Source organism: Cupriavidus sp. BIC8F (assembly GCF_032465815.1).
Classification (GTDB): domain Bacteria; phylum Pseudomonadota; class Gammaproteobacteria; order Burkholderiales; family Burkholderiaceae; genus Cupriavidus; species Cupriavidus necator.
In genome coordinates, this window is the sequence record NZ_CP136097.1 from 165,262 (window position 1) to 183,083 (window position 17,822).

Sequence of the window (17,822 nt, forward strand, 5' to 3'; positions counted from 1 at the left end):
TGCGAACATGCCAAATGGTACCCTTGAGTCACAAGTAATGACAGATTGATTCCTGTCGGTCAAGTTACTTGACTAACAGGAATCAACTCGGCAAACTGGCTCGCAACACAACCAGGTAAGCAGCCAGATGAACGCCCCCACTCCTTCCTCCTCTCTCACCCAAATCGGTCCTCGCATCAACAGCCAGCGGCTCTGGGAACATGTCTGCGCCATGGCAAGGATCGGCGCCACGGCCAAAGGCGGTGTCAACCGCCAGGCGCTCACCGCGGAAGACACCCAGGGCAAGATGTTGTTGCTCCAATGGGCATCAAGGCGAGGCTATCAGACCTCGATCGACCCGATCGGCAATCTGTTCATCCGCCGTCCCGGAAAGAATCCGGGTCTCAGGCCGGTATTGACGGGTTCACATCTCGATTCCCAACCGACCGGAGGCAGGTTCGACGGTGTCTACGGCGTGCTCGCAGGTTTCGAGGTCCTCGAGACCCTCGACGATCACGATATGGAGACCGAACGCCCGATCGAGCTCGTTGTGTGGATGAACGAGGAGGGCTCAAGGTTCCCCCCTCCCACGATGGGTTCCGCCGTTGCGGCCGGCGCGCTGCCGCTGGCCGATGCATTGGCGATCAAGGACGTCAACGGTGTCGATGTGGAAAGCGCACTGAAGGCCCAAATCGCGGAGCTGCCGGTTCTGGAGAAGCGCCCGCTTGGCATGAGCGGTTTTGCCTATATCGAAGCCCACATCGAGCAGGGCCCCGTGCTCGAGAACCAGGCATGCGATGTGGGCATTGTCACGGGCATTCAAGGGCTTCATGCCTACGAGATCCAACTGCTAGGGGCTGAGGCCCACGCGGGCACCACGCCGCTGCGGCATCGCAAAGACGCGTTGGTGGCCGCCACCACGCTCATCGGACGCATTCGCGCCGCGATAGACGACCCCGAGGATATCCTGCGCTTCACCGTCGGAAGGCTGGAGGTTTATCCGGGATCGCCTAACACCGTGCCAGGCCGCGTGACATTCAATATCGATTTGCGGCATCCCGACCCCGCCTCCCTGCTACGTGCCGGCGAGACGATCCTTCAGCTTTGCTCCGGCGAGATCGAGGGCTGCCCGGTGTCGGCGAAGGTTCTGTTGAGGTCCACGCCGATAACGTTCGACGATCGCGTGGTGGCAACCGTGCGCAACGCTGCCGCCGGTCGGGCCATGAAATTCCTTGACATCGTATCCGGCGCGACTCACGACGCCAAGTACACCGCACACCATATCCCCACCGGCATGATCTTCGTGCCATGCGAGAAGGGCATCAGCCACAACGAGGCCGAGAACGCGCGCGAAGTCGATGCCGCGGCCGGGGCGCAAGTCCTCTGCGACGCCATGCTGGCGATCATGTCCGAACAACTATAGGCAGTTCCAACTCCCGCATCGAGCCCGGGCCAACCGCACACGGGCAGCCATCGGCCGTACCGCCACCGGGAAGTGTCGGTCGACATGAAGCGAAGTTGCCACGCAATGACGCCAGAACCATTTCGACCACACCTCCCGGCGCCGATGCGCGCCGTGGCGACGCTATACACACCAACCAAAGGAGAGGTCTATGTCTCAGAAAGACCAAATTTCATGGCGCGGGACGGACGGTGCGTCCCTCTATCGAAAGGTAGATCTACGCCTGCTGCCACTGCTGTTCACTGGCTTCATGTTCGCCTATATGGACAGAGTCAACGTAGGCTTTGCAAAGCTTCAGATGCAGAGCGACCTCGGCTTCTCCGACGCCGCCTACGGCATCGGGGCCGGAATATTTTTCGTGGGCTATGTCCTGTTCGAGGTGCCAAGCAATCTCTTGCTGCCCAGGGTTGGCGCCCGACTTAGGATCCTAGCAAAAATAACTTGAACAATTACGTCTTGCGACGAGATGTTCGAGGTTTGATGCGGTAGTTCCACTCGCCATGAAATTCGTCGCGCTCAATGGCCACGGCAGCGAGTTCGGCGTCGCTGACCTTGATACCTGCGTCGTACATGTTCTCGTCCAGTTCCGCACGCACTTTCAGCCCTTCAGCGGTACTCACGCTGCCGATGAGGTTCACTACCACCTGACGCGTCAACAGCGGTCGGCCGCGCCAGTTGTTCGTGATATGGCAGAACAGGCGATGCTCGATCTTGTTCCACTTGCTCGTACCCGGCGGAAAGTGGCACACCTGCACAGCGAAACCGAGTTCGTCGGCCAGTCGCTGCAACTGCACCCGCCACAGCCGCACACGATACCCGTTGCTGCCACCGCAGTCGGCGGTGACCAGCAGTCGCCTGGCTTTCGGATACAACGGACGGCCCATCTCCAGCCACCAGCGACGGATGCTTTGAACCGCGAACTCGGCGGTGTCGTGGTTGATGCCCACGCTGACCCAGCCCTCGTTGGCCGTCACATCATAGACGCCATACGGGGCAACCTTGCCCAGTTCATCGTCGATGAAATCGTGCACACGCGCCTGCTCGGGTTGGCCCTTGGGCTGCCATTCGCGGCCAGCGTTCTTGAAATCGCCGATCAGCTCCTTCTTTTTCGTGTCCACCGAGATGACCGGCTGACGCTGGCGCTGATACTGCGCCACCTTGTCGGCGATGTAGTGGAACTGCGCGTCGCGGTCGGGGTGCTGCGCGCCTTCGCGTGTCTTGCGCACCGATTGCAAGCTGTAGCCCGTCTGCGTCAGCAGATCGCAGATCGTGCGCTGACTCACGCGATGCCCCAGCCGGTTGAGCTCTTCGGCCAGACGGGTGGTGCTCTTGCACGTCCATCGTAGTGCTGACATCGGGTCACCCCGGCTGGTCGGCTCCACCAGTGCATCCAGGTGCTCCAACAACCTCGCATCGAGCTCAGTTAGCCTCTTGCGCCCGCCTCCCGGGGCACGAATGCGCTTGGCCGTCATGTCCCGCGTCGCTCCACCGGCCGCTTCGAGTTCGGCCAGTCCCGCATAGATCGTGGTGCGCGAGATGCCTATCGCTTTGGCCACCAGACTCACGCCCCCACGCCCCAGGCTGCGCGCTTCGGCGGCGGCCCATAGGCGCAACGTCGCCTCATCAAGGCGCGCCTGCAGGGCCCGAAACTTCGCTTCGACTGCCTCGCTGATATCCATGTGCGCATCGTATAGACGCGAGGACAACTGTTCAAGTTATTTTTGCTAGGGTCCTTACCTTCAGCCGCATCATGGTGCTCTGGGGTATTACCTCGATGTGCATGGTGTTCGTCAATAGCGTCCCGGTGTTCTACGCCCTGCGCTTTCTGCTGGGCGTCTTCGAAGCCGGCTTCGCGCCGGGCGTCCTGTTCTACCTGTCGCGCTGGTATGGTCCGAGCCGCATTGCCGGCGCAATTTCGATGGTTTGGCTTGCGGGCCCTTTCAGCGGAATTGTTGGCGGGCCGCTGTCGGCGTGGATCATGACGGCTTTCGCCGGTACGGCCAACCTCGCCGGTTGGCAATGGATGTTTCTCATTGAAGGCGCCCCCACCCTTGTGCTTGGCGTCGCGGCCTACTTCCTGCTTGTCGATGATCCATCCAATGCGAAATGGCTCAACGACGCGGAGAAACGCGCGCTGGCCGCGGAAACGAACACGGCTGCGGACCGGCGGCACGAATCGTTCCTCACGGTGCTGCGTGATCCCAAGGTGTATATCCTGGCGGCTGCCTATCTGTGCATCATCGCGCCGATCTACGCCTTGAGCTTCTGGCTGCCGACGATCATCAGATCCGCCGGTGTCACCAACACACAGACGCTCGGATGGTATGCGGCCATTCCTTATGTGGCTGCGGCGTTTGCCATCTTCTTCGGTGGCCGCAGCTCCGACAGGCGTCAGGAGCGTCGAATTCACATCGCCGTGCCCGCCGCCATAAGCTCTCTTTGCTTCATTGGCTGGTACCTTGCCGACGGCAATCTCGCAGTGACACTGGTATGTGTTACCGTCGCTACCGGCCTGATGTGGATGGCCAACATCGTCTTCTGGGCCGTTCCGCCCGCGTACATCAAGGGCGACGCACGAGCGGGAGCCATCGCCCTGATCAATACGATTGGCCTGTCTGGCGGCTTCTTCGGCCCGAGCATCATCGGTTGGTCGAAATCCGTGACCGGCAGCATCTACCCTGGGTTCCTGCTGATGGCAGCGCTGTTGCCGATGTGCGCGTTCATCATCCTGTTCCTGCGCCTGAAGCCCAAGGCCGATACCGCGCTTCGCCACGAGTCGCCCATGTCGGCCAGCGTGCGTCAAGCGAAGTAAATCTCCTCTGGCCAGTGATCGCGCATGCCAGTAGTCACTCAACTATGAAGCCGCCGGGGAGTGCGATGCGGGACGAACGTCCTTCATTGCCTGCGGTCAGACCAGACAGGCGCGCAGCCCTTGCGATGCGCGCCCTCCCAATGTCTCGCTGTAAGAGAACGTCCAAATGAAGCTCGCCGAATACACCGCCCTTGACGGCATGGGCCTGCATCACCTCATCGCCACGCGAGAAGTGACCGCAATGGAAGTAGCGCAGGCCGCGTTGGCTGCCATCAAGGCGGTCAATCCCCAGGTAAACGCTGTGCTCGATTATTGGCCCGAAGAGGTGGAGATACAGTCAGCCGGCATCATAAGCGCCGATCCGAGACCGCTCGGCGGCGTGCCGTTTCTCCTCAAGGATCTTGGCGTCGCCATGCAGGGGCGCAGGAGCGAAATGTGCAGTCGTTTGGCGATGGGAACCGTCGCAAAAGAAGACTCGTACGTGATGACGAGCTTCCGTCAGGCAGGCCTGATCACGCTCGGGCGAACGACCATGCCGGAACTGGCGGTCAGCACGACGACGGAATCCGTGCTGTACGGCCCGACGAGGAATCCCTGGAGTCTGCAACATGGCGCGGGCGGATCGAGCGGCGGTGCGGGAGCGGCGGTGGCCGCCGGTATCGTTCCCATTGCGCATGCGACGGACGGAGGCGGATCGATACGGGTGCCGGCCTCCTGCAACGGGCTCTTCGGTCTGAAGCCGACCAGGGGACGCGTGTCGAACGGGCCCTACGTGGACGAAGTATGGAATGGTCTGGGCGTGCATTTTGCCGTGAGCCGAACTGTGCGCGACAGTGCGGCGCTGCTTGATGGCATCCACGGCTGCGGCGTGGGCGAGCCCTACTACATTGCCCCACCCGAAGCCAGCTATCTGTCGGAGATCCGGCAGCAGCCGGGAAATCTGAAGATCGGGTTCATGATGCATCCATGCAATGCCGCGCGTACCGACACGGGGGTTGCTGATGCCTTGAGCAAGGTGGCCAGGACACTTGAGTCCCTGGGTCATCATGTCCATGAAGTAGCGCCGGATTTGGGTGTGAGCTGGGACGCCTTTGTGCAATGCAATGCGCAAATCTGGGCTGCCAACGCGGCGCTCCGGATCAACGGCATTGCCGCAGCCACCGGACGAACGGTGGATGAAAAACACCTCGAACCTGCAACGCTCGCGCTCTATCGATACGGCATCGAGATTGGCGCCGTAGACCTCCTGGCGGCATTGCAGGTCAGGAATACGGTCACACGGGCGCTGGGGCGGTTCTTCGGCGACTACGACATTCTGCTGACACCGACGCTACCCGGACTTCCGCCTCGGATTGGTGAATACAACCGGGTAGAGACATCCGTCGATGGGCTTGGCTGGATCGCGCACGTTTTTAGCCAGTCACCGTTTACCGCGTTATCGAACGTGACCGGAACGCCAGCAATGTCAGTGCCGCTTTCCATCGACCCGCAAACGGGTCTGCCAATCGGCTCGCATTTTATGTCTGGCTTCGGGCGGGAGGACACGCTGTTCCGTCTGGCCGCGCAATTGGAAACGGCATGTCCCTGGCGCGAACGGCGGCCACGGGTATGGGCGGGGTCAATCGTCAACGAGATGTCGAAACAGTAGTAGCCGCTATCCGGCAAGTGGCGGGATGACAGTTTTATTGTTGCAGTCGCGACACTTTTAGGGTTGTCGGGAACTGAGGTTGCCGGATCCACAGCCTTTACGAAGCGCAGAAACCCACGCATGGCACTGAGGATATCGGACTGCGTTGGCGGCACACGGTGAACCCGCGTGACCCATTCGAGTACATCATTGGCCTTGATCGACCATAGCCACGCAAATAGGGAACAATCACGCGATAGCCGCGAGCAGCCAGCAGGGGCGCTACGTCGGGGCGCTTCCTCGCCGGATGGGACTATTCCATTGCGAGCCAGGAGGCACTTGCCGTTATGGCCGTGTTGTATGAGCAGTTTTGCGCCAACTCCAAGTAGGAGGCGATATGTGGATTGACCTGGGTAAGTATTCACGAGAAACGGATTTCAAACTTTGAGCCGTAGCCGGAGAGGAGATCCTCGATCTCGGTATCGATGGTTTCTTTGGTCCATGTGATGAAGCGTCGCCAGTGGTACTTGGCATGTTTCCATACGATTTCAATCAGGTTGAGTTCGGGGCTGTAAGGCGGCAGATGAAAGAGAACCATACGGTGCTCGAAGAGCCAGCGATCCAGGATATCCTGCTCGATGGCGTGATGGATCTTCGCGTTGTCGAGCACGACGACCGTGAGCTGACCAGGCGTGGCACTTTGAGCAATCTGTTCCAAGAACTCAATAACGAAGGGACGCTTGATGCTGCCTTTGCTGGTCTGGTGGATAAGCCGGTTGGCTCCGTAATCCAATGCTCCCAAGACTGAACGCCTGCAATGCGGTTGGGGAACCGTGCAGTGAGGTTGGCCAATTGGCGACCAGCCACGCTGCACCGGCGGCGAGGCCGAAAATCCGGCCTCATCAAGATAGACGAGACGACATGCACCATCACGAGCAGCTTGCTGCAATTTCTCGAGCGTGGCAGCCTTCACGGCAAACTCCTGTTCGTCGCGTTTTTTTTGAGCGCGTATCGGCCACGCTTGTACGAAAAGCCTGCCCGTTTCAGTGCCCCGGCCAACGTTTCAAGGCGGCAGGGCAACGGCATGCCATGGGCGGCCTCGATGCACTGCGCAATCTGTTTGAGCGTCATGGACTGCGCACGCGCCGCGGCTACAGCCGTGGCAACCATGTCTTCGCAGAGCGAATGGGGGCGGCCTCCCTTATGACCGTTGAGCAAGCCGCACAGCCCTTTCTCGCGCCAGGCGTTCGTCCAGTTGTACACCGTCTTCTTGCTCACATTCAACTGCTTCGCGATCTCGTGCACTCGTTGACCTGCGCCGAGCAGCAACAAGCCTTGTCCTCTGACCCGGAAGTCTTCATACGGATGCCGCAGCGCAAGCTCTTGCAAGGTTCGTTTCTCCACGTCGTTCAGTTCGATGGTGCACTTCATCGGCGATGCCAGCTCATTCTTCATGTGACTGGCATCTGACTCTCATTCGTGAAATTGGTTTACTCAAAACACTTAACTTCTTGTCGCGACCGTTAAGACCTGAGGGATTGACGCTCGCGTTTTGGAAGATTGACTCGGGGATGGCCACCGCATCGTGTAGTGGCAAAAGCGGTCTTGATTTCAAATTGGGGCGATTCATAAGCACGGTGATATCGCAAGCTTAGTGAAACCTATTATCGGAGCGCGCCAAGTATTGGCCACGATTGCTGAAGCGGAAGATATCAGCAGCACCTCAGAAGCACCCTCGATAAGTCCGCCCCTGCGGTCAGACTCAGCAACGAAACTGACCTGCTATCTGGTCACTTCGGGCCATCGCGACACCTGACAAGGACAGAAGAATAAAGTGCGCCTCCAAGGGTATTTGCTGGACAACGTGACCGTAGGTCCCATCCTCAGATGGATATGGTTTTGGCTAAACAGAACAGCTAGCGCGAGCAGCGAGAGACTCAGGGCTTCCCAATCTCGTATGCTTCGTCGAAGAGGTTCTCGAGTCGAGGATGGACACCTCGGAGCCCGTCAACCACTGCCTTCGTCCACTCAAAGTATTCGCGCTTGCAGTCTAAGGACCAGCCCACGGGAGGGTAAGTCGCAATGTCGCGCAGGTTGCAAATTCAATTCCCGGACCGCCTGATCCAGCAAGGCTTCCGGCCGGATACCGAGTTGACAAAATTATTTTGTACGACGGCCCGGGCTGGACATCAACGCTCATTTGTCGCCAAGGCGTCCTGCCGTCTCCGGAACGATGAGCGCACCCACCAGGTAGATGACGGTGACAACCGCCAGGAAGATGCCCAGCACCATGGGCAGTTCGACCGGGGTGCTGGCGCACAGCGAAGCAAACGTCGGCATCATGCCACCGATGGCAAAGCCGATATTCCATGACAGGCCGGTCCCCGTGGCACGGATGCTGGTGGGGAACCGTTCGTTCAGGAAAATGAGGATCGGGGCGAAGCCGGTGCTGCCCAGCATGGCCAGCGCCATGGCATACAGGCCGAGCGTGGTGGTGTCCGGCGCCGCCGGCATCCATTGGTAGAGCAGCGGCAGCACCACCACGTTCAGCGCGCCGATCAACAGGAAGGCTCGCTTGCGGCCGATCATCGTACTGAGGTGGCCGGCAAGAATCGATGCCACGATCACCCCCAAACTGCTGGCCATCAGGATGGCGGCAGCCTCACCAGCCGGTGCCTTCACCACCACCTTAAGGAAGGTCGGCAGATAGCCGGAGGTCAGGTAGTAGGCGCTGCCACCGCCGACGGTGAGCAGGATGTTGACGAAGAGGACGCCACGGTACTGGCGGGAGAAGATCACGCGCAGCGGGTTCTCAACCGGCGCGGCATGACCCTTGGCCGCCTGCAACTGCTTCCACAGCGGAGACTCCTCCAGCGAGTTGAAGATGAGCAGTCCGAGCACCGAGCTGATGATGCCGGAGAAGAACATGCAGCGCCAACCCCAGGCGTCGAACGCTTCCCCGGGAAACAGCGCGGTCATTGCCATGTAGGTAATGGAAGCCAGCAGTGCCCCGATGCCCGCGCCACCGCCACCGACCAGCCCGGAGACGGCGCCGCGCCAGGACGGGGGCACCGATTCGGTACCGATGGTGTGGGTGGATGCCACCACGCCACCAACGAAGATACCCTGCACCAGCCGGAGCAGGATAAACAAGGCTGGCGCAAGCAGCCCCACCTGACCCACCGTGGGCAGCAGGCCGAACGCCGCCGTGGACAAGCCAACGCCAGTGACGGCAACTACCATCGCCCCCTTGCGGCCGTGGCGGTCGGCATAAGTGCCGAAAATCGCCGAGCCGAGCGGCCGCATCAGCAGCGTCACGGCAAACGACGCGTACACTGCCGCCAGCGACAGCATCGCGTGCTCCGACGGGAAAAACAGCCTGCCGATCACGGGCGCCACGAACAGCAGGATGAACAGGTCGAACAGGTCCAGTGCCCATCCCATGCACGACGCCGTCACGGCACCAAACACCTGGCGATTGCTCGCCGCTGGCAGCGCCTCGCTGATCGTCTCTGTACTCTTCTTTGCTACGGCTTCCATTGTTGTCTCCTTTGATTTGGATCTCTGCTTGGATCATTACGGCAGCGATGACGCGCGGGCGGTGCCTTGCCGCCAAGCAAGCGCTCCCCCCGCGATGCTTGCCCCGTGGCAGCGGGCATCGTTATCCGTCAGTTCGTCCGGGATGCGAGCGGCCTTGCCGGCGCGCCCGCGATTTCCATCAGCTGCCGCGGAACGCCGGCTTGCGCTTGCCGTGGAAGGCTTCCACGCCTTCGCGGAAATCGTCCGAGCTGCGCAGGCGGCTATAGCAATGCCCTTCCAGCTCGATGGCGATCGACAGCGGCGCGTCCTCGGTGTCGTTGAGCAGCTTCTTGGCGGTGCGCTGCGCCAGCGGCGAGAAGCCGCGCAGCTCGTCGACCAGCGCATCGGTGGCGGCTTCCAGCTCGGCGTCTGCCACGCATTCCACGGCGATGCCCCACTCATAGGCCTGCTTGCCCGAGATGCGGCGCGAGCGCATCACGATGTCCTTGGTGCGGCCGATGCCCACCATCTTCTGCAGGCGCGCCGAGCCGCCCGAGCCGGGGATCTGGCCGAGCTTCTGTTCTGGCAGCGCGTACTGCGTGGTCTCGGTGGCGATGCGGAAATCGCACGCCAGCGACAGCTCGAAGCCCACGCCAAAGCAGTAGCCGCGGTTGGCGGCAATCACCGGCTTGCTGCAGCGCGCCGGCGCCGCCACGTTCCAGGCCAGTTGCGAGACATGCTCGGGCGATGCCTCCAGGAAGCCCTTGATATCGCCGCCGCTGGAAAAATGCTCGCCTTGCGAACGCAGCACGATCACGCGCACGCGATCGTCGGCATCCAGAGCTTCAATGACGGCGCGCAACTGGTCGCGCGCTGCCATGGCGATCACGTTGTAGGGTGGACGGTGCAGGATGATGTCCGCACGCTCGCGCCCGGCATCGATCTCCACGGAGAAGCCGTCGAGTTGCTGGAGCCGCTGCTGGTCGGGATGGATCATCTCGATTGCCTGGGTCATGTCTTACTCCTTGATGGTATCGACAGGCGCGGCGTCCGCAGCCTGGTTGGGGTTGGGGTTGGGATTAGGGTCGGGGCTCATGGAATGCGGGGCCAGCGCGTATTCGCCGGCGGACAACTTGCGGCGCAGGATCTTGCCAACCGGCGACTTGGGAATCTCCTCCACGAAGACGTAGTCGCGCGGGCGCTTGAAATTGACCAGGTCGGAGCCGCGGCAGTAGGTATCCAGGGCTTGCGCGTCGATGTTGCCGCGCGGCTTGACGAAAGCCACCACCTTCTGGCCCCAGCGCGGATCCGGCACGCCGGCCACCGCCACCTCATCTACGGCCGGATGCAGCGACAGCACCGATTCGATATCGACCGGGGAGATGTTCTCGCCGCCGCTGATGATCATGTCGTCCACCCGGCCGCTGACGAAGAGGTCGCCCTCGGCATCGAAGTAGCCGGTGTCGCCGGTGAAGTACCAGCCATCGCGCAGCGATTTGGCGTTGGCGTCGTCGCGGTTCCAGTAGCCCTCGAAGGCCTCGTCGCCGCGCAGGTCGGCGATGATCTGGCCTTCCTCGCCGGTAGCCGCCAGATCGTCGGGTGAGCGGGCATCCAGGCGCACCACGCGCAGGCGCGTGTTGATGCCGGCGCGCCCGGCGCTGCCGGGCTTGCGGGTGGCGCGCTGGTCCACGCTGAAGGTGTACACCTCCGACGAGCCGTAGTGGTTCACGAACAGCTCCGGCTCGAAGGCCTGCGCGAGGCGGCGCAGCAGGCCGTCGCTCATCGAGGCGCCGGCAAAGCCGAGCTTGGTCACGCTGCGCACGACGCAGGCATCGAACCCCGGATCGGCCAGCAGGTCGTGGTACAGCGTCGGCACCAGGTACAGGCAGCTGATTCGGTGGGTGGCGATCTCCTTGAGCGCCTGCCCAGCGTTCCAGCGCCGCACGCAGACGAACAGGCCGTCCACCAGCGCCATTGCCAGCAGCGAGCGCACGCCCATGGTGTGGTAGAGCGGCATCACGCCAAGGGTGCGCTCACCATGGCGATACAGGTTCTGCGCCACGTGCGCCAGCGCCGCGGCGCGCTCCTGCTGGTGGCGGCGCGGCACGCCCTTGGGCTTGCCGGTGGTGCCCGAGGTGTAGAGCATCAGCGAGACATCGCCCGCTTCTGCCACCGGGCCGCCATGCAGCGCGGCGCTGTCCAGCAGCGAAGCGAAGGACATCGAGCCGCCAGCCGCGCAGTCCAGCGCAATGCAGGGCACGGCCTGCGCCGCGGGGCTGCCCAGCACCGCATCGGCGCTGACCGGCTCGAACACCAGCGCCTTGACGCCGGCATCCTGCACACAGTAATCGAGCTCCTCCGGCTTGGCGCGCCAGTTCAGCGGCACCATCACGATGCCGGCGAACTGGCAGGCCCAGTGCAGCGTGGCCATTTCCCAGCGGTTTTGCAACACGACCAGCAGGCGATCGCCCGGCGCCAGGCCGATCTCGCGCAGGCCGGACGCCACACACCGGATGCGCTCGTACCATTGCGCATAGGTGAGCATCAGGTCGCCGTCGACAATGGCGGGCGTGTGCGGGCTGCGCTCCACGCTTTGCAAGAAGGTGCGGCCGAGATCAAGCATCGCAGGCCTCCTGGCTGGCTACGCCGATGGCGGCAGCGCGCGCGCGGGCACGACTGGCCGCTACGTCGAGCACGGCCGCCACGATTGGCGTATAGCCCGTACAGCGGCACAGGTGGCCGGACAGCATGTCGCGCACCTGCGCCTCGCTGGGTTCCGGCACGCGCTCCAGGTAGTCCGCGCACGACATCAGGATGCCTGCGGTGCAGAAGCCGCACTGCAGCGCGTGGTGGCGGCGGAAGGCTTCTTGCAGGTCGCCCAGTCCCTCGGCCGGCGCCAGCCCTTCGACGGTATCGATGGCCCGGTGCTCGGCCTGTACCGCCAGCATCAGGCACGAGCGCGCGGCAACGCCGTCAACACGTACCGTGCATGCGCCACAGACGCCGTGCTCGCAACCCACATGGGTGCCGGTGGCGCCGAGCTCGTGGCGCAGGAAGTCCGACAGCAGCTCGCGCGGCTCGCAATGGCCGCTGCGCTCGCGGCCGTTCAGGGTCAGGGTGATGCGGCGTTGCTCCTGGCGCTGCATTACCTCGGCGGGCTTGCCGGAAACGGCGCCCTTGGTGGTCTTGCTCATTTTGCCTCCTCGATCACACGCATGCTCAGTTGCCGCACCAGGTGCCGGCGGTACTGCGCGCTGATATGGGCGTCGTCCTGCGCGCCCAGTTTCCAACTGAAATCGTTGATGGCCTGCTCCAGGTCCTTGCCCTGCAGGCGCGGCCAGGTTTCCAGCACCGGCCGGTCCGCCACGCCGCCAACCGCCAGCGCGATGGCGTCATCGGTCACCGTGGCCGCGCAGGCCACCAGCGCAAAATCGCCGTGGCGCGCGGAGAATTCGGCAAAGCCGTAGCGCGCCCCGGGGCGCCGCAGCGGAAAGCGCACCGCCTCCACCAGCTCGTCGGGCTCGCGCGCCGTCATCAACATGCCCTGGAAGAAGCTGGCCGCAGGCAGCACGCGGCGGCGGCGGGCTGAACGCAGCACCACCTCGCCGCCCAGCGCGGTCAGCACCAGGGGCAATTCCGCGCTCGGGTCGGCATGGGCGACCGAGCCGCACACGGTGCCGCGATTCCGGATCTGGAAATGCGAGATATGCGGAAAGGCCATGGCCAGCAGCGGCACCTCGTCGGCCAGCGAGCCGCGCCATTCGACGCTGCCCTGCGTGGCCGCGGCACCCACCACCAGGTGAGCGTCTTCCACCCGCACCGTGTCCAGCTCGGCGGTGCGCGAGATATCGATCAGCAGTTGCGGCTGCGCCAGGCGCATATTGAGCACCGCCATCAGCGACTGGCCGCCGGCCAGCACGCGCGCGCCCTCGCCGCCACGGGCCAGCGCCTCGAGCGCGTGCTGCGTGGTCTCGGCGCGCAGGTAATCGAAAGCAGACGGTTTCATCGGCGTACTCCCAAGCGGGCCAGCAGTCGGGCAAGCCAGCCTTGCGGCCGTACCGGCTTGCCGGCGGCCTGGCGGCCGAGCGATTCAAACAACTGGCGCAGCACCACCTTGGCAGCGCCCTCCAGCATGCGGCCGCCCACGGCAGCAACCTTTCCGGATACCTCGGCCTCGTAGTCGTAACTCAGGCGCGTGCCGCTGCCATGCGGGACCAACTCCACCAGGCCGGCGCCGCGCGCACTGCCCAGCGAGGACATGCCTGCGCCTGCCAGCCGCAGTCGGCGCGGGGGATCGAGGTCCGACAGTGCGATCTCCGCCTCGAAGCGGGCCTTGATCATGCCAACCCCCACCGTCACATCGGCGCGGTAGTGGTTCTCGGCGGTGCGCTCCAGCGCGTGGCAGCCTGGCACTACCTTGGCCAGCGCCTGCGGATCCACCAGCACGGCGAAGATGGCTTCGGGCGTGGCATCCAGATCCACCGAGCCGCGCGCGGTGAGCGCCTTGCCGCTGCCCTTGCGGGCCGCGGGCACGGCGGCCTCGCGCATCGCTTCGAGCAGCTCGGGGCGCGACGGCGGCGGATCGTCGAAGCCCACCATGGCCATCACCTTGGCCGGGGTCAGCGGCAGGCGGATGTCCTGCTCGCCGAGCGCGTCGGCCACCGCGTTGGCGATGCAGGGCGGCGTGCTCATGTTGTTGCCCTCGCCCAGGCCCTTGGCGCCGAGCGGCGTGAAGGGGCTGGGCGTCTCCAGGTGCACGATCACCGGGTCCGGCACCTCGCAGGTGGTCGGCATCAGGTAATCGGCCAGCGTGCCGGACTGGAAGCTGCCGTCGGCGCCATAGCGAAACTCCTCCATCAGCGCCGCGCCCAGCCCTTGGGCGAAGGCGCCGCGGATCTGGCCATCGGCCAGCGCCGGGTTGAGCAGCGTGCCGGCGTCGTGCGCGGTCACGTAGCGGTCAATGCGCACGCGCCCTGTGGCGCGGTCGATCTCCACGCCGCACATGTCGAAGGCAAAGCCGTAGGCGGCCGAGGTGTTGATGCGGTCGTTCTCATCCGGCGCTTCCAGGTTGGGCGGCGACCAGAACACCGTCTCGCGCAGGCCCGGCTCCTCTCCGGCAGGCAACTGCTGCGGTGACCAGTGCGGCGCATTACTGGCCACGCGCGTGAAGGGCAGGCCGGACTCGGGCGCGCCTTTGTGGGCAATGCGGCCGTCTTCGAACACCACCTCGGCGGGCGTGCAGCCGAACTGCGGCGCCACGATGCGCGCCAACTTGTCGCGCACCCGCTCGGCGGCCAGGTGCACGGTGCCGGCCACGGCGCCGGCGAAACGGCTGGAGTAGTTGCCAGCGGCGACCGACCATGCATCCTTGTGCGTATCGAACTCGACGTTCACGACCACGTCGGCCGGATTCACGCCGAGCACATCGGCCACCACCTGCGCGCACACCGTCATATGGCCTTGCCCGGCCGGCGTCGAGGCAATGGTGACCACCACGCCGCCGAGCAGGTCGACGCTGACCGTGGCGCTGGCGATGGCGCCGTTCTTCGGCCCCGCTTTCTTGCGCGCCTCGGCGGGCATGGCGGTGGTGATATAGCCCATGTTCGACACCGACGGCTCGACGATGGCGGCAAAGCCGATGCCATATAGCCGGCCCTCGGCGCGTGCGGCATCGCGGCGGCACATCAGCTCGTAGTAGCCGCCTTCTTCCAGCGCGCGCGCCAGCGCCAGCTGGTAGTTGCCGGAGTCCAGCAACGCGCCCGCCGCGGCGCGATAGGGAAAGGCATCGGCGGCGACAAAGTTGCGGCGATACACATCGAGTGGATCGAGCCCGAGTTGTGTCGCGATGCGATGCACCAGCCGCTCCAGCGCAAAATACACCTGCGGGCCGCCAAAGCCCCGCACCAGGCCGGTGGGCGTCTTGTTGGTCATCACCACGCGGTTCCGCACCAGCAGGTTGGGGATGTCGTAGGCGCCAGTCAGGCAGCCGTGCATGCGGTAGAAGGTAGCGGGCTCCGGCGCGCGCAGATAGCCGCCGCAGTCTTCGATCTGGTCATAGGCCAGCGCTTTGATGCGGCCGTCTGACTCCACCGCGGCTTCCAGCGTGGACAGCCGCGCGGTGGCGGAGGTGGCCGCGCTGAGATGTTCGAGGCGGTCCTCCACCCACTTCACCGGCGCGCCGGCCTTGCGGGACGCCAGGCACATCAGCACCGCGTAAGGAAACACCGCCTGCTTGACGCCAAAGCTGCCGCCGGAATCGCGCGGGGCCTTGTGGCGCAGCCGGTTGGCCGGCACCTTGAGCGCCATCGCCATCACCGCATGCAGCGAGAACGGCCCCATGAAATTGGAGGTGACGTCATAACCCTCGTCACCAGGCAGGAATTCGGCAACCACCACGCCGCATTCGATCGGCGTGCAGGTGTTGCGCGGATAGTGCGCGGTCAGCGCGACCCGGTGCGGCGCGGCGGCAAAGGCGGCCTCGGGCTCGCCGTAGCGGAAGTGCCGGTCGCTCACCACATTGGCGCCCACGCCGGGATGCAGGATCGGGGCATCGTCTGCCAGCGCGGCCTCGATCGATACCACCGGCGGCAACACGCGATAATTCACCCGCACCAGGTCGAGCGCGTCTTCGGCCAGGGCACGGCTCTCGGCCATGACCACGGCCACCGGCTCGCCCACATAGCGCACGCGGTCCATGGCCAGCGCCCATTGCCCCATCTGCGCCTTCACCCCCACCACGAAGGGGCGCGACCAGGCTGCCAGGTCGGCGCCGGTCAGCACCGCATGCACGCCCGGCGCGGCAAGCGCCGCGCTGGCATCGACGGTGCCGAGTTCGGCATGCGCATGCGGGGACCGCACGATGGCGGCGTGCAGGGTGCCCGGCTTCACGCCCAGGTCGTCGCCAAAGCGGCCACGGCCGGTGAGGATCGCGGCGTCCTCGAGCCGCTCCATCGAGCGGCCGACGTGACGCTGGCGCGCGGCCGCGCCGGCCGCTGCGGATTCAAGGTGGATGGCCGCCGCTGCCGCGGGCAGGCTGCGCTTGTCGCTCATGACCGGCCCTCCCGCGTGGCGGGACTGGGACGGTCCATCTGGTTAGCGGGGATTGCGGGCCGGCACGGGGAGATGCCACGCGGCACGGGGCGAACGCCCGCTACCGCTGTCTCCAGTGTCGTGCCGGTCATGCCGCCAGCATCGTTCTGTCTCATTCCTGACTCCGTTCTGCGCGTCGGCCCCGATAGGCGAATCCGCCGGGGACATGCAACGTTGAACAGGAGCTTAGTGAGATTATGGTATTAGTTCTAATATTGTTTTTTGATCAGTTCAATCAGTTCTACTGATGCCAGTCCAGGTGGACTTTAGCGGGCACATCTGGGCTGCTAACGCGCCACGGATAAGGGTTTTCCCCCAATAGTGGCCAGGCGTTCCGGCAATGTGGCAACAAAAAAGCTGATACGCTCAGTCCAATCTAACAAATTTATTGATACAGAATCGATCACTTGGCATGGACCTCAAACAGATCCAGTACTTCATTGCGCTGTTCGAAGACGGCTCCGTCACGCGCGCGGCCAAGCGGCTGAATATCGTGCAACCGGCGCTGAGCATGCAGATCGCCAAGCTGGAGGAAGAGTTCGGGCAGAAGCTGTTCGATCGCATCCCGCACGGGATGGTGCCGACCGCCGCCGGCCGCATGATGTACCGGCTGTGCCTGCCGATCACGCGGGACCTCGCCAATGCGCGGCAGCAACTGATGCAACGCGAAGAGCAGGTGGCCGGCAGCATCTCCATCGGCATGGTGGCGTCGGAAACGGAAAGCGTGCTGGTGGGGTCGCTGGCGCGCTTCAACGCGCGCTACCCGAATGTGGAGGTATCGGTCGCGGACGGATTCAGCGCCACGCTGATCGACCTGGTCTCCGCCGGCCAGCTCGACGCGGCGGTGGTGCATAAGCCCCGTGGCAAGCTCTCGCTCCATGTGCAATCCCTGCACGACGAGGAAATGGTGCTGGTCACCAGCGCCGAGCATGGCCCGGAACTGCCGGCGGCGGTGGAACTCACCAAGCTGCCGGGGCTGGAGCTGGTGCTGCCCACCAAGCGCCACGGCTTGCGCGGCGTGCTGGACGCCGCGACGCAGATCGAAGACGTCACGCTGCAGCCAAAATTCGAGATCGACATCCTCGGCACCATCGTGCAGTTCGTCGAGGCCACGCGCTTTGCCACGGTGCTGCCACGCATCGTGGTGCAACGCGCGGTGGATGAGGGCCGGCTGCGCATGTACCCGATCCTGGCGCCGCGCATCGTGCGCCACCTGGTGTGCGTGAGCCATCCGCAGCGCCCGCTCAGCACGGCCGCCGACGCGCTGATCGCGATCGTGGCCGAGGAGATCCGCAGGGTATCCGGAACGCCAGCCTGATCCTGGCGCAGTGGCC

General features: G+C 64.0%; 13 protein-coding genes and 1 pseudogene. 5 read left to right on the forward strand and 9 right to left on the reverse strand.

The genetic code is table 11. From position 1 onward, the window contains the following. Window positions 1-127: 127 nt before the first annotated feature. Both RS901_RS37310 and RS901_RS37315 read left to right on the forward strand, forming a co-directional pair. The gene (locus RS901_RS37310) at window positions 128-1,402 is read left to right on the forward strand and encodes a M20 family metallo-hydrolase (RefSeq protein WP_316157640.1); all 1,275 of its coding nucleotides are present in this window, start codon (window positions 128-130) and stop codon (window positions 1,400-1,402) included. A gap of 190 nt (window positions 1,403-1,592) precedes the next feature. Then, window positions 1,593-1,859: pseudogene (locus tag RS901_RS37315) on the forward strand (MFS transporter); the annotation flags it as partial. A 31-nt stretch (window positions 1,860-1,890) separates the two neighbouring features. Here the strand turns inward: RS901_RS37315 and RS901_RS37320 are convergent. Beyond that, window positions 1,891-3,120 carry an ISAzo13 family transposase gene (locus RS901_RS37320; protein ID WP_316149395.1) on the reverse strand — a complete coding sequence of 410 codons (1,230 nt, stop codon included), beginning with the start codon at window positions 3,118-3,120 and terminating at the stop codon, window positions 1,891-1,893. A 68-nt stretch (window positions 3,121-3,188) separates the two neighbouring features. Between RS901_RS37320 and RS901_RS37325 the strand changes: the two genes are divergently transcribed. After that, a complete protein-coding gene (locus tag RS901_RS37325; RefSeq protein ID WP_410054272.1) occupies window positions 3,189-4,253 on the forward strand; it encodes an MFS transporter in 1,065 nt (354 codons plus the stop codon). Between the two features lie 166 nt (window positions 4,254-4,419). Next, entirely contained in the window at window positions 4,420-5,901 is a 1,482-nt protein-coding gene (locus RS901_RS37330) for an amidase (RefSeq protein ID WP_316157641.1), read from the forward strand. A gap of 400 nt (window positions 5,902-6,301) precedes the next feature. Here the strand turns inward: RS901_RS37330 and RS901_RS37335 are convergent, their stop codons facing one another. The 8 genes from RS901_RS37335 to RS901_RS37370 form a co-directional block, all read right to left on the reverse strand. Continuing rightward, window positions 6,302-6,853 carry an IS630 family transposase gene (locus RS901_RS37335; RefSeq protein ID WP_316154024.1) on the reverse strand — a complete coding sequence of 184 codons (552 nt, stop codon included), beginning with the start codon at window positions 6,851-6,853 and terminating at the stop codon, window positions 6,302-6,304. Continuing rightward, window positions 6,850-7,335 (reverse strand): helix-turn-helix domain-containing protein, encoded by a 486-nt coding sequence (locus RS901_RS37340; protein ID WP_316154023.1) that lies wholly within the window; start codon window positions 7,333-7,335, stop codon window positions 6,850-6,852. Before RS901_RS37340 ends, RS901_RS37335 begins: the two co-directional genes overlap by 4 nt. Before the next feature lie 741 nt (window positions 7,336-8,076). Further along, entirely contained in the window at window positions 8,077-9,420 is a 1,344-nt protein-coding gene (locus RS901_RS37345; RefSeq protein WP_316157642.1) for an MFS transporter, read from the reverse strand. Window positions 9,421-9,598: 178 nt separating this feature from the next. Next, on the reverse strand, window positions 9,599-10,414 hold the full coding sequence (locus tag RS901_RS37350; protein ID WP_316157643.1) for an enoyl-CoA hydratase/isomerase family protein: 816 nt from the start codon (window positions 10,412-10,414) through the stop codon (window positions 9,599-9,601). A 3-nt stretch (window positions 10,415-10,417) separates the two neighbouring features. Continuing rightward, window positions 10,418-12,022 (reverse strand): AMP-binding protein, encoded by a 1,605-nt coding sequence (locus RS901_RS37355; RefSeq protein WP_316157644.1) that lies wholly within the window; start codon window positions 12,020-12,022, stop codon window positions 10,418-10,420. After that, window positions 12,015-12,593 carry a (2Fe-2S)-binding protein gene (locus RS901_RS37360; protein WP_316157645.1) on the reverse strand — a complete coding sequence of 193 codons (579 nt, stop codon included), beginning with the start codon at window positions 12,591-12,593 and terminating at the stop codon, window positions 12,015-12,017. Before RS901_RS37360 ends, RS901_RS37355 begins: the two co-directional genes overlap by 8 nt. Continuing rightward, a complete protein-coding gene (locus RS901_RS37365) occupies window positions 12,590-13,405 on the reverse strand; it encodes an FAD binding domain-containing protein (RefSeq protein WP_316157646.1) in 816 nt (271 codons plus the stop codon). Before RS901_RS37365 ends, RS901_RS37360 begins: the two co-directional genes overlap by 4 nt. After that, window positions 13,402-16,449, reverse strand: a complete 3,048-nt coding sequence (locus RS901_RS37370; RefSeq protein ID WP_316157647.1) for a xanthine dehydrogenase family protein molybdopterin-binding subunit — start codon at window positions 16,447-16,449, stop codon at window positions 13,402-13,404. Before RS901_RS37370 ends, RS901_RS37365 begins: the two co-directional genes overlap by 4 nt. 451 nt (window positions 16,450-16,900) lie before the next feature. Between RS901_RS37370 and RS901_RS37375 the strand changes: the two genes are divergently transcribed. Continuing rightward, window positions 16,901-17,806, forward strand: a complete 906-nt coding sequence (locus tag RS901_RS37375; protein WP_316157648.1) for a LysR family transcriptional regulator — start codon at window positions 16,901-16,903, stop codon at window positions 17,804-17,806. Window positions 17,807-17,822 lie beyond the last annotated feature (16 nt).